The sequence below is a fragment of the Paraburkholderia jirisanensis genome, assembly GCF_054782355.1.
Window position 1 is genome coordinate 1,315,104 of the sequence record NZ_BAAGSQ010000033.1, and the last position, 12,641, is coordinate 1,327,744.

The following is a 12,641-nucleotide window of genomic DNA, read 5'->3' on the forward strand; positions in this document are numbered from 1 at the left end:
GCGGGCGGTAGCGGCGCGGCGCGTGCCGCCGCCCTGCCGCCGCCATCACGCGCAGACCCCACGCGGACCGCATGAATCACGACTGAATCGCAAAAAACGGCGCGGTGCCCGCGGTGAAATCGTCATTGCCCTGAATGCCGAAGGTGATGCTCTTGCCGAAGAAAAAAGGCATCCCCAGATCCATTTCGCTCCCTCCGAACAGGCCCACGTTCTGACCGATACCCGCATGCGCCGCGTTACCGCCGTTACTCAGTTCAGAAACCGCATTGAACAACGGGAACGAAACACCGAGCGTCACCCCACTATCGCTTTGCAGCGACGCCGAGATCGTCGCCGGGTTGGGCGGACAGAACCATGGCTGATTCGAAAAGCTCGATGGACACTGACCAATCAACTGGTCCACGAAAAAGTACGCCCCCGAACCCGAATCGACGAAACCCGGCATCGGCACGCCGCTGAAACTGGCGGTCACCTCGCCAAACACGCTGGTTGTCATCTGCTGCGCGGAGGACGGCAGCATATTGTTGCCCTGCGTGTTGACGCCGAACGTCATCGTGCCCGACACCGAGCTCTGACCGCCTTCGGCAATGGCAGGAAAGCTCAGCGTCATACCGTTGTTGTCGGTCGCGAACTTCGTGACCGGGTTGGGCACCTGCTCGGCGAGCGGCACGGCGACACCCGTACAGTTCGAGCCCGCGCAATCGTAGTACAGCGATGCATCAGCATCCTGGCACGAGGTCTGGCAGTCGTGACGGATCACGTCCAGCCCGATCAGACCGTTACCGCCAAGCGATGCAGCGCCTTTCGCCGCGATATCGGGGCCTTCGTTCGAACAATCGGCAGGCACCGACGCAAACGAGTCGTCGACAATCTGAACCGGCAACGACGAAGCCGATTCACCGGCCACCTTCAGGTCGACGGTCGAAACCGGTCCCCACGCTACGCCGGAGCCGAATTCAACACATTCGGCCATGGTGTTGCCTTGCGCCGAATCCTTCTCGTTGACGAGGCCCAACGAAGCCGGCACCGCCGAGCGCAGCAGGCGCAAACCCACGGAACCGGTGTCAACCTGAACATGGTCAATCGTGGCGCAGTTGTTGGTACCGGGCGCGCAGACGGTCACCGTGACATACGGCGCATTCACAAAGCCGAACGTCTGATCCACCGTCACATCGACAGTGTTGGGCGCCTGGCTCGCGCTGGGCACCTTGCTACTCACGCCAACCACACCGCCCCCACCGCCGCCGCCACACCCGGCGAGCACCAGAACAAAGGCGAGCATTCCGAAGAGCTTTTTCATGTCGTCCCCGATTATTGAAGTTCGGAAAGAGAAACACCAGCCGGAACGGCCGACGGAAGATAGGCGCAGCCATTGAACTGGCCAGCATGACCAAACGACTGAACCACCAGATCCGACGAACTCAGGGTTCGTTGTCTCAAACCGCCTACCCGGATCAAATCGGATCCCGAAGGCTTCAGATAGCGTTCCGAATAGCTACCGAGGATGTCCGCGAAACTCGGCAGCCGAGGACCGCCCCAGGAGATCGCGAATACCGTATTGCTGGAGGTGGCGACGAACTCGTGCACGACGGTGCCCGAATTCAGCGTGACGATATTGACGCTATACAATGCGTTTGCCGGAGCGCTTGCCGCGGTGATCTGCGAGGCGGTCGATGCCTTCACTACCGCCGCAGCTTTCATCACGCTGGAGGCGACATGCGGATTGGCGCCGGTCAACGGCGAACCGCCCAGTGCCGCAAACGCCGTATTAGCGATAAAGCCAATGCTGATGGCGGCTGCCAGTCCGACGGCCTTCATTGCCAATGCTTTCTTGCCTGTTTTCATGGCCTTTCTCGAATCAGGTTCAGGTTATTACGCGCTTAAAAGCTGCGGATAGTTCGTATAACAACCAGACCCCGTTCAAAGATCGGCGATCAATCAAGTCTTAACTAGAATTGAAATTCCCCCGCTGAAACGACACGCCATTGTCTTTAACTTGTGAGTAACGAAGCTTTAAAAATGCATACGGCTATCGTTTCTTGAACGCCTGCTTACGATCCCGCTGCGCCGTAGCTGACTGTCTGGAAAAGATGGTCGCCAGACCGGTGCGCCGGATGATCGCTGAAAGCACAGTCGGGCCCGGGATCGCGGATCCCGGGCCCGACTGTGCGATGCCATTGCCAGACTCGCCTGCCGAAGACTACGCTTTCACCGGCACGTCCCGCGGCACCGCCTGCTGCGCGCTTTGCGCCAGGCCGGCACGGCGCATCATGTCCTCGGTGGTTTCCCCATTGCCATCCGGCAACCAGCCCGGCGGACGGATGATGTGATTGATTGCGGTCCACACATTCTTCGCACACACGACATCGCGCACGAGACTCGCCCAATGCTCGAACTCGACCTTCAGCGGATTGCTCGTGCGCGTCGGCGTGACGAGCCCGTAGCGGCAAGGCAAGTCGCTGCGTTCTTCGCGATACGTGCCGAACAGACGATCGAAAATGATCAGCACGCCGCCGTAGTTCATATCGAGGTATTCGAGATTCGACGCGTGATGCACGCGATGCGCCGAAGGGGTGTTGAACACATACTCGAACCAGCCGAGTTTCGGAATCCACGTGGTATGCAGCCAGAACTGATACCAGAGGTTGATGGTCAGCGTCATGTAGACCACCTCGGGCCGCACGCCCAGCCAGGTGAGCGGCAGGAAGAACAACACGCTGCCGGTTATTTTCGAGGTCCAGCCGAGCCGGTACGCAGTGGAAAGCGTCAACTGGTTCGGCGAATGATGCACGGCATGCGTCGCCCAGAAAAAGCGCACCCGGTGCGACGTGCGGTGATACCAGTAGTAGCAAAACTCCTGGCCGATGAACAACAGAAACAGCATCGGCACGCTGTGCAGGGAAATCGTGAAAAGGCGGTGCTGGTAGACGAATGCGAAAACCGGCGCCGCGAGCGAGTACGGCACCAGCGCGAGCAGCCGGCGCCCGACCATGTCGACCAGCGACAGCCACGCCTCGTTCCAGTCGAACGGCTCGCTGCGGCCGCGGCGGCTCCTCCAGCTGAGCACGAGTGCTTCGACGAGCGACACGCTGACCAGGGTCAGCGAAACAATGAGCATGAGTTTGAGTGAGTGAACCACGATAGTCATCCCGAAAGTTAAGGGCCGGGATGCTTGCGTCGCGCCATCTGGATCTGTGCGCGTGTCATCACGTCCCACGCCAGCACTGTACAAAGCGGGGCGACCGGAAGCGAGGCAGAAGTTATGTCGGGATATGTCACGCCGGCCGCTCGCCACCGGGTTCCAGGCGTTCCTGTAAAATTCGGGATTGTCTGACGTTCGACCTGGTCGATCGGCCTCCGCCTGTTCAACACCGCCACCCTCCGGTGGCTACCGCGTTCCGGTACTCATGCTACGTTTAAGCGAAGTCAAGCTCCCCCTCGATCACCCCGAAAGCGATCTCGAAGCCGCGATTCGCGCGCGCCTTGCCGATCTGGGCGTGCCGGCAGACGGGCTGCTCCGTTACACCGTGTTCCGCCGTGCACACGACGCGCGCAAACGCTCCGACATCAAGCTGACCTATATCGTCGATGTCGATGTCAAGAACGAAGCGGCCGCGCGCAAGCGGCTCGCCAGCACGCCGCATTGCGGGGTGACGCCGGACATGGCGTATCGCTTCGTCGCGAAGGCTGGCGAGCACAGCAATTCGCTGCGCCCGGTGGTGATCGGCATGGGGCCGTGCGGCCTGTTCGCAGGGCTGATCCTTGCGCAGATGGGCTTTCGCCCGATCATTCTCGAACGCGGCAAGGCCGTGCGAGAGCGCACCAAAGATACCTTCGGCCTGTGGCGCAAGTCCGTCCTCAACCCCGAATCGAATGTGCAGTTCGGCGAAGGCGGAGCCGGTACGTTTTCCGACGGCAAGCTGTACAGCCAGATCAAGGATCCGAACCATTACGGCCGCAAGGTGCTGGACGAATTCGTCAAGGCCGGCGCACCGGACGACATTCTCTATCTGAGCCGGCCGCACATCGGCACGTTCCGCCTTGTCAGCATGGTGGAAAAGATGCGCGCCACGATTCAGGAACTGGGCGGCGAAATCCGCTTCGAAACCCGCGCCGACGACATCGAAATCGTCGACGGCAAGGTGCGCTCGCTGACGCTTTCGAATGGCGAAACGCTGCGCTGCGACCATGTGGTGCTGGCCGTGGGCCACAGCGCGCGCGACACCTTCCAGATGCTGCACGAGCGCGGTGTGTATATCGAGGCCAAGCCGTTTTCGCTGGGTTTTCGTATCGAACACCCGCAGGGGCTGATCGATCGCGCGCGCTTCGGCGAGTTTGCGGGCCACAAGCAGCTGGGCGCGGCCGACTACAAGGTGGTCCATCACTGCAGCAACGGGCGGGCGGTGTACAGCTTTTGCATGTGCCCGGGCGGCACGGTGGTCGCGGCGACTTCCGAGGTGGGCCGCGTGGTCACCAACGGCATGAGCCAGTATTCGCGGGCCGAACGCAATGCGAATGCGGGCATCGTCGTCGGCATCACGCCGGAAGATTATCCCGGCGGCCCGCTCGCGGGTATCGCGTTCCAGCGTAAATGGGAAGAGCGCGCCTTCGAGCTCGGCGGCGGCGATTATCACGCGCCGGGGCAACTGGTCGGCGATTTCGTTGCCGGCCGGCCTTCGACGTCGCTGGGCTCGGTGGTGCCGTCGTACAAGCCGGGCGTACGCCCGACCGATCTCAGCACCGCACTGCCGGACTACGTGATCGAAGCAATCCGTGAAGCGCTGCCGCAGATCGACAGGAAGATCGCAGGCTTCGCGATGCACGATGCCGTGCTCACCGGCGTGGAGACGCGCACGTCGTCGCCGATCCGGGTTCGACGCAAGGACAACTACCAGAGCATGAACGTCGAAGGCCTGTATCCGGCCGGCGAAGGCGCGGGTTATGCGGGCGGCATTTATTCGGCGGCGATCGACGGTATTGAAGTGGCGCAAGCGTTGGCGCTCAATCTGGCGTAGGCGCCCGCGTGCTGACCTCCTGGTTCCCGACGAGCGGCGATACCCTCCGCAGTCGGGGTGTCAGCGACATCGTGCTATCAGGCATGGTCGACGTGCCTGTACTCCCTGCACGCCTGCTTGCCGATTGGGAAAGAGAAATCGCGTCGCGCATGGTGCTCGAGCCCGGTGACGTCGAGGCCATGCCGCTACCGCGGGCGCGGGCTCGCTGGCCCGACTACGCGCGCTGCGTGCAGGCAATGTCCGACTGGACCTGCGCGCTTGGCTTGCCCGACGTGCTAGCCGCCAGTGACGTCGCGCTGATGGCCTGCCGCGGCGCGAGGTATCACCATGACGGCAATCAATACGGCGATGCGGCCTTTTGCAATCTGTTTCTGAGCGACGACAGGGGTCTGGACGTGCATTTCCCCGCGGCAGGCCGTCGTATTCCACTGCGCCGCGGCACGGCCGTGATATTCGACACGGGCCAGCCTCACGGAGTCATTCGGCGCGGCAGCAGCGGCTTCGATGCGGCCGACTTCACGCCGGACCAGGATTGCGTGCAGATATTCCTGACCTGGGAGCTGCCGATCGAACATGCGCAGGTTGCGCGTGCGCTGCAGGTTGCGTTCGACATCGCCCCTTCCGGCGCTTCGCAACCGGATGAAGAGCAAGTCCTGCTGAATGGCGAACGGGTCGTTGTCTGCCCGGGTACCGGCTGCTGGCGCCGGGCAGACTAATCGGCCGAACGGTTTGCTGTCAGCAAGCGTCCCGATGCCGAGAGCATGTCGATCAGGCAGCAGTCGACTGGAAGCATGGATGGGCGATCACACGCTCCCACCACGCGCCGACACCTGGCAAAGCCACAATCTCATCCCAATGCGGCGTAAGCGCGACGTAGGCCATGATAGGCGCCAGGTAAAGATCGGCGATGCTCAACCCGCTGCCTGCGAGATACGGCGCATCGCCTTTGATACGCATCAGCTCGTTCAGCACGAGACGGCTCTTTTCCAGCGCGGCTTTGAGCGCGTCGTCGTGCTGGCCGCCGATGAAATCCGGAAACAGGTAGTAGCCGGCAACATTCAATAGCGCGCCATAGCCATAAGAGTCGACGATGCTCGTCACCATGTCCATTCGAGCCCGATCCTTCGGCTCTACCGGCGTGAGCGACGGGCCGGGCAACACGGTGTCGAGATAGCGCATGATGGCCGTTGTCTCGATGATCCGGAACCCGTCCACATCGACGACAGGCACCTTGCCGAACGGATGGCGCGCGCGATGCTCGTCTTCGCGCGGCTCACCCTTCAAAACGTTGATAGGAACCTGCTCGTAATCCGTGACCTGCTTCTCGGCGAGCAGCATGCGCACGGTCCGGACATAGGTCGATCCGTTGAACCCCCAAAGCTTGATTTTGACGGTCATTCTGGCTTCCTGAGTTGGGTTGCCACTCGACGGGAGTAGCGATTGAAATGGCGATGAAAGCACCGCACGGGTACGCGAGTGCTCCACACGGAATCAATGATACGTGGTGGTCGACGATTGCAGCGGCGTTAGCACACCGCGTTTGAAGCGGAACCAGCCTTGTGGACTTTGCATCACGACTTCGTCGCCTTGCCAGAACACCCGCTTGACCGCCATGCGCTTGCCCGAGCGCTGCACGAGCGGCGGACGCTGACGAAAGTCATACAGCACCGGGCCGGAATCGGTCAGCACGAGCGAGCGCGTGACGGTATCGCTGGTGTTTCCGACGTCGTCGAAATGCGTGAGCGTGTTCGCAGCGAAGCGATCGAAGGCGGCGTTGTCGAGCATCCCCACGAACTCGCGGTCGGCGCGCACGAATTGCAGTGTGCCGGCGGGCGTGACGAGCGGGCCGGAATCGTTGCTTTGCGCATAGACGCAGGTTGCGAAACAGATGGCTGCGAGCGCAGCGAGAAGCAGTCGTTTCATGTTCTCTTCCAGATTGAGCGGCGTCCTCGATAAAGGCGACGGAAATGATACCCGTGGCCGCGGCAGTCATTCGTCACTCGCGTCGATTTCTTGACGGTGCCGGATTTCAGGTACATTACCTTCCGATCAATCCACCGCTTTGCTGCACAACCGTCATGCAGGACGCCCCAGTCCCCGTCGACCTGTCCGGCCTCGCTCAAAGCCTCTACGCTCAAGGTAGCGAGGAGCGCATCCTGGCGCGGCTGATGGAGCGCATTGCGCCAACCCACTGCTTCTGCGTCGAGATCGGCGCGAGCGATGGTCTGCGCAACAGCAATACCGCGCTGCTGCTGCGCGAACACGGATGGCAGGGGCTGCTGGTCGAAGCCAGCGATTACCGTTACGGAAAGCTGAAGGAAAACTACGGCAGTGCCGATCGCGTTCAGCTTTGCCATCGACGCGTCCAGCCGGACAATGTGGACAGGTTGCTTGCCGACGCAGGGGTGCCCGCAGCGTTCGATCTGCTGTCGATCGATATCGACGGCAACGATTACTGGGTCTGGCAAGGCATCGAAGCGTTCCAGCCACGTATCGTGATCGTCGAATACAACCCGTACTACGCGCCGCCCGAGCGCTGGGTCATGTGTTTCAACCCGGAGCATGAATGGGACGGTTCGACCTATTACGGCGCCAGTCTCGAATCGCTGCATCATCTGGGCAAGCGCAAAGGCTACGAACTCGTGTGTTGCGACGACATGGGCAACAACGCCTTCTTCGTGCGGCGCGATCTGTATCCGCTGCTCGGGCTGTCCAGCAACGCACCATCGGTCCTGTTCCGGCCGGCGATGTACAAGCTGCGCTACGTCGGCCACAACACATTCGTGAGCGGTCATCCGTATCGCTACGGTCCTGCCGAGCAGATCTGAATGAACAGGCAAACGGCGACCTTCGAAGCGATCTGTGTGTCGTACGCGCTCACGCAAAGCGGAACGGCGCGGCAAATCAGCGAGCGCGTCTGGCATCTGCCAACCGATGATGGCGGCGTCGCGGTGAAGCTCTACACCGCCGATCAAGCGTCGAGAGCGCACAAGGAAGCCGCCGTGCTCGCGCATCTGGAGACGCATAACGATGTGCGCTTTCGCGCTCAGACCTTGCGACGCACCACAGCAGGCGAAGCCGCATGGACCCATTGCGACGCTCACGCGATGGTGACCCGCTGGGAACCCGGCCAATTGCGCAGCTACGACACCTTCACGCCCGCCGAATGGCGCGCGCTCGGCGCCAGCCTCGCAGCGTTGCATCTGAGTCTCGAGCGATTGCGCTGGCCCGCGCTCGATACGATCCACGCGCGCCTCGCCGCGATCGATGCCGACGACATCCACCGCAGCCCGCAGGAAGCTTACGATCGCCCTTCTTCGAACGACAGCACCCATGTACGCACGTATGTCGACGCGTGCCGACGCATGTTCGACGAACACTATCCCGGCGCGATCGGAAGCTTTCCCGCCGACGACCCGCAGCACCCGATCCACAACGACTACAACCAGTTTAACTATCTGTTCGACGGCAGGCTGCCGCCGGTGATCCTCGACTGGGAAGCGTCGATCGGCGCGCCGCGCGAATTCGAAGTCGTGCGGTGCCTCAATCATCTGCCGCTGGAAGCGCCCGATATGGCAGCGGCTTTCGTGCGCGGCTATCTGCAGGTGCGGCCGCTGCAGCGCGAACGGATCGAGTGGGCGGTCGATGCCGCCTGTCTGCAACACACGCTCAAGCGCTGGGTCTTGCAGCCGCAACACGCATCGCATCTGCATGGCGCGATAAAGATGGTGTCGACGATGCTCGGCGCACGCGGCCGCCTGATCGATTTCTTTTCCCGTTGTCTGGACGCAGGAAGCCCATGAACCCGAATGCTGCTTCAAGCACGGCGCCAGCCGGCGGCCGAACCCATGTCTTTCCGCCGCCAATGGATCGCCACTATCGTGTGTCCGCTGGACGCGTGCAGACGCGGTCGCTGGAAGCGCATATCGTCGATCACTGCAATCTGACGTGCGCCGAATGCTGTTCGCTATCGCCGCTCTTGCCGGTGTGGTTCGCCACGCCCGATTCGGTTGCCGACGATCTGCGCAAAGCCGTCAAGGTGCTCAATCCCGGCATCTTCAAGCTGGTCGGCGGCGAACCGCTGCTGCATCCGCAACTCGTCGACGTGATCCGCGCCGTGCGTGAAACCGGCATCGCGCCGGTCGTTTCCGTCACGACCAACGGCCTGAAACTCGCCGACATGGCCGACGATTTCTGGCAAGCCGTCGATGCGCTGACGATCTCGCGCTATCCGAAACCGCAACTCGCGCCCGATCTGATCGCGTATATCGAAGCGCAGGCCGCGCGCTTCGATGTGCGGCTGAACTGGAAGGTGCAGGATGCGTTTTCGACGATGAACCGGGCGCAACCCTCCACCGACCTCGCCGAGACTCAACGCATCTATCGCGACTGCTGGATTCGCGAGCGGTGCCATATGATTCGCGACGGCATGTTCTATACGTGCACCCGTCCGGCGCATTTTCAGACCTTGTATCAGGGCAATCTCGACTTCCGCTCAGACGGTCTGCCATTGCACGACGACGCCGGCATGCTCGACGCGCTGCTCGCGTATCTGCAACGCGAAGCGCCACTCGAAGCCTGTCTGCACTGCCATGGCGGCAGCGCGCCACAGGCGCCGCACCGGATCTTGCGGCGCATCGAAGTGGATGCATTGAAGGCGCACTACCGATGATCGTCGGCACACGAGACCTGTTTGGCTTCCAGCGCCTTCACTACCATCCGCGCAGCGGAACGTGGGCGTCCGGCATTTTTCAGCTGCTGCGCAAATCCGGGCTTGCTGCAGGCGAACCCGACGTGGCCGCGATCGCCGGTTATCTGAGTGGCGAGCGGCTCGCCGGACGCACCGTGTTGCGCGACGTGCTGGCTGTTCCGCCCGGCTACGCGCTGATCGAATCGCCGCTCGGCCTCGATATTCGCGATGCAACCCGCGATGCAACCCGCAGCGCATGCGGCGACACGTTCGCCGAGCCGCCGCGCGGCGATCTGCAGACTCTGCTACGCGATTCGCTGCAGCGTGCGCTAGAAAGCGGCAAACGTGTGGCCCTCGCGTTGAGCGGCGGACTGGATTCCGCGCTGCTGCTCGCGCTGCTACGCGAACTCGGCGCGCAACAACAGGTGACGTCCTACATTCTGGCGACCGGCCTCCCCGACTATTGCGAGGAAGACGCCGCGCTCGAACTGGCGACGCTGATGGACGCCAAAGTAAAAGTCATCAGCGCGAGCGAGGATGACTTTGTGGCCGCATTGCCGGCAACCACACGCATCGTCGAAGAGCCGATGTTCAATCTGCACCCCGTCGCAAAACTGCTGCTGGCCCAGGCGCTGGCTGCGGACGGTATCGAACTCGCCATTTCCGGCGACGCCGCGGACCAGGTGCTGCGCCGCGACCAGTCAGCCAACTATCTGCCGCTATGCAATGCGCTATTCGGCGCGGCGTCGGTGAGCCTGTATCCGCCATTTCTGGACCCCGCCGTCGTCGCGCATCTGATGCGCCTTCCGCCCGATCCGTACAAGCAGTGTCTGCGCGATATCGGCGCCCGCCTGAATCTGCCCGACCGGCTGGTGCGAGGCCCCAAGCGAGGCCGGCTCGCGCCTGCGATGGAGCTCGGCAAGTGGCTCGACCGCGACCGCTTCGGCGCGCTCGCCGCTTCGGTCAACCTGCCCGCTCCCACGTTGCAAACCGACACTGAACGCGTGTTGTGGACAACCTTGACCTTGACGCTAGATCATCTGAACGCAGCCACTCGCCCCATCTGAACCGGCCATGAAACGTATCCTGTTCTGCGTCGTGCCCGAGAAGGGTCACGTCAATCCGTGCATCGGTCCCGCACAGCATCTGCAGGCGGCCGATCTCGAAGTCGCTTTTTATGCGCCAGCCGACATCAGCGCGCAACTCGACGCCGCCGGCGCCTTCACGTTTCTAGGACCGCGCGAAACGCCCGAGCGCCATGATCTGTCGCGCGGCGCGAGTTTCGCGTCGAACATTCGCGATGCCGCGTGGCTGCGCCGCTGGATTCACACGCTGCTGATCGAGCACACGCCCACGCTGGTCGACGGCATCCGCGCGGTGTTGCGCGACTGGCGGCCCGACGTCGTCGTGATCGATCCGCTGCTCTACGCATCGGCGATCGCGGCCGAGCTGGAAGGATTGCCGTGGGTCGCCATGTCGAACTCGCTGAATCCGGTGCTGCCGGATGAACTCGACTCGGATCTGCTCTCTACCGTGCGATGGCTCGCGCCGGAACGCGACCAGCTGTTCGCGCGCTATGGCATCGACGCGCGCTTTCGCGGCTGCGACATTCTTTCGCCACATCTGACGCTCGCCTTCACTACCGAGGATCTGGTTGGCGAAGCACCGCAACGCGTCGAGCTGGTCGGGCCCGCGCTGCCCGCCGGCCCGCGTGGCGACGAGCCGCCATTCCCGTGGGAACGCATCGACGCCGGCCGGCCGCTGGTCTATATGTCGCTGGGGAGCCAGCTTTACTACCAGCCTCATCTGTTCGCCAAAGTAATCGAGGCGACGCGCGCGACATCGGCGCAACTGGTGCTTTCGGTTGGAGAACTGGTCGACACCGACCTGCTGCCGTCTGCGGACGAACGCGTCATTGCCGTACGCTACGCGCCGCAACTGGCGCTGCTGCGGCGCTCGCATGCGTTCATCAACCACGGTGGCGCCAACTCGGTGATGGAAGCGCTGGCATGCGGCGTTCCGATGCTGCTGTCGCCGTTCTGTAACGACCAGTACCATTCGGCCTGGTTCGTCGAGCGCGCGGGTGCGGGACGCCGTCTGGATCTCGAGCCCGCGTCAGTGCAGGACATCACCGATGCAATCGACGAGATGCTGCGCCCTGGCCCGCTACGCGAGCGCGCTGCGCAGATCGCCGCGAGCTACCGGCGCGACGGATCGGCCGAATCGGCGCGCCTGATCAGCGAACTCGCTTCAGGAAGCCGCCCGGCGACAAGGTCATGAGCACGCGATCTTCGATGTCGCCGTCGGCTTCGAAGCGATCGTCGCGGGTGAGGAAGGCCCGCACCGCAGTCGCGGGATTGTTGCCTCTCCCGTACGGCTTGCCGTCGAACATCCGCTCCGGCAGGTATTCCATGATGGTGTCCATGACGATCACGTAGCTGCCGAGGCTTGCGAATCCCGCGTAGCATTCCAGTTCGCGCAACACGTGTTCGTGTGTATGCGTCAGATCGAGAATCACCATCACCGATGCACTGCCGTCGATCTGTGCGCGCACCGACGCCAGCGTCTCGGCCGCGCACGATTCGCCTTCGATCAGCACCATTCGATGCGCGAGCCGGTTCGATTGCAGGCGCGCCTTGACGTCTTCACGCAGACGCGGTTCGATGGCGACCACGCGGCTGTGGCTCGTCGTCAGTTCCAGCATGGAGGCGGTAAACACCACGCCGCCGCCCGCCGCGATACCGGTTTGCACGATGCAGTCGGGACGCACACGCCAGATCAGTTCCTGGATCGCGAGCATGTCGCCCGGCAGATGAAAGAAGCGCTCGCCCAGCCAGCGCGTATGAAACAGGTGATCGAATTCGGCTGCACGCGTCAGCCATTCGATATTGATGTCCCGCATGCGGGCCGAAATTCGCTCTGACATGATCGATGAT

At 62.5% G+C, this 12,641-nt stretch carries 13 protein-coding genes; 7 read left to right on the forward strand and 6 right to left on the reverse strand.

What is annotated here, in order from left to right:
• Positions 1 to 76: 76 nt before the first annotated feature.
• From ACYVNQ_RS37905 to ACYVNQ_RS37915, 3 genes are all read right to left on the reverse strand, one after another.
• Positions 77 to 1,300 (reverse strand): DUF3443 family protein, encoded by a 1,224-nt coding sequence (locus ACYVNQ_RS37905; RefSeq protein WP_460911054.1) that lies wholly within the window; start codon positions 1,298 to 1,300, stop codon positions 77 to 79.
• An 11-nt stretch (positions 1,301 to 1,311) separates the two neighbouring features.
• On the reverse strand, positions 1,312 to 1,845 hold the full coding sequence (locus ACYVNQ_RS37910) for a DUF2844 domain-containing protein (protein WP_460911056.1): 534 nt from the start codon (positions 1,843 to 1,845) through the stop codon (positions 1,312 to 1,314).
• Between the two features lie 355 nt (positions 1,846 to 2,200).
• Positions 2,201 to 3,118, reverse strand: coding sequence for a sterol desaturase family protein (locus ACYVNQ_RS37915; protein ID WP_460911058.1), 918 nt, complete (start codon positions 3,116 to 3,118; stop codon positions 2,201 to 2,203).
• 289 nt (positions 3,119 to 3,407) lie between these two features.
• Between ACYVNQ_RS37915 and ACYVNQ_RS37920 the strand changes: the two genes are divergently transcribed.
• Both ACYVNQ_RS37920 and ACYVNQ_RS37925 read left to right on the forward strand, forming a co-directional pair.
• Positions 3,408 to 5,015 carry an NAD(P)/FAD-dependent oxidoreductase gene (locus ACYVNQ_RS37920; protein ID WP_460911060.1) on the forward strand — a complete coding sequence of 536 codons (1,608 nt, stop codon included), beginning with the start codon at positions 3,408 to 3,410 and terminating at the stop codon, positions 5,013 to 5,015.
• Between the two features lie 8 nt (positions 5,016 to 5,023).
• On the forward strand, positions 5,024 to 5,731 hold the full coding sequence (locus tag ACYVNQ_RS37925; protein ID WP_460911062.1) for a hypothetical protein: 708 nt from the start codon (positions 5,024 to 5,026) through the stop codon (positions 5,729 to 5,731).
• Positions 5,732 to 5,783: 52 nt separating this feature from the next.
• Here ACYVNQ_RS37925 and ACYVNQ_RS37930 read toward each other — a convergent pair whose 3' ends face one another.
• Complete coding sequence (locus tag ACYVNQ_RS37930) at positions 5,784 to 6,413, reverse strand: glutathione S-transferase family protein (protein ID WP_460911064.1); 630 nt, start codon at positions 6,411 to 6,413, stop codon at positions 5,784 to 5,786.
• A gap of 93 nt (positions 6,414 to 6,506) precedes the next feature.
• Positions 6,507 to 6,938, reverse strand: a complete 432-nt coding sequence (locus ACYVNQ_RS37935) for a hypothetical protein (RefSeq protein ID WP_460911066.1) — start codon at positions 6,936 to 6,938, stop codon at positions 6,507 to 6,509.
• A 155-nt stretch (positions 6,939 to 7,093) separates the two neighbouring features.
• Between ACYVNQ_RS37935 and ACYVNQ_RS37940 the strand changes: the two genes are divergently transcribed.
• From ACYVNQ_RS37940 to ACYVNQ_RS37960, 5 genes are read left to right on the forward strand one after another with little or no spacing between them, the layout of a single operon-like run.
• Complete coding sequence (locus ACYVNQ_RS37940) at positions 7,094 to 7,843, forward strand: class I SAM-dependent methyltransferase (protein WP_460911068.1); 750 nt, start codon at positions 7,094 to 7,096, stop codon at positions 7,841 to 7,843.
• Positions 7,844 to 8,818 carry a phosphotransferase enzyme family protein gene (locus tag ACYVNQ_RS37945; RefSeq protein ID WP_460911070.1) on the forward strand — a complete coding sequence of 325 codons (975 nt, stop codon included), beginning with the start codon at positions 7,844 to 7,846 and terminating at the stop codon, positions 8,816 to 8,818.
• Positions 8,815 to 9,687 carry a radical SAM protein gene (locus tag ACYVNQ_RS37950; protein WP_460911072.1) on the forward strand — a complete coding sequence of 291 codons (873 nt, stop codon included), beginning with the start codon at positions 8,815 to 8,817 and terminating at the stop codon, positions 9,685 to 9,687. The genes ACYVNQ_RS37945 and ACYVNQ_RS37950 overlap by 4 nt, the downstream gene beginning before the upstream one ends.
• Complete coding sequence (locus tag ACYVNQ_RS37955) at positions 9,684 to 10,772, forward strand: asparagine synthase-related protein (protein WP_460911074.1); 1,089 nt, start codon at positions 9,684 to 9,686, stop codon at positions 10,770 to 10,772. The genes ACYVNQ_RS37950 and ACYVNQ_RS37955 overlap by 4 nt, the downstream gene beginning before the upstream one ends.
• A gap of 7 nt (positions 10,773 to 10,779) precedes the next feature.
• A complete protein-coding gene (locus tag ACYVNQ_RS37960) occupies positions 10,780 to 11,985 on the forward strand; it encodes a glycosyltransferase (RefSeq protein ID WP_460911076.1) in 1,206 nt (401 codons plus the stop codon).
• Here ACYVNQ_RS37960 and ACYVNQ_RS37965 read toward each other — a convergent pair.
• Positions 11,942 to 12,631, reverse strand: a complete 690-nt coding sequence (locus tag ACYVNQ_RS37965; RefSeq protein WP_460911078.1) for a cephalosporin hydroxylase family protein — start codon at positions 12,629 to 12,631, stop codon at positions 11,942 to 11,944. The genes ACYVNQ_RS37960 and ACYVNQ_RS37965 overlap by 44 nt on opposite strands.
• Positions 12,632 to 12,641: the final 10 nt, after the last annotated feature.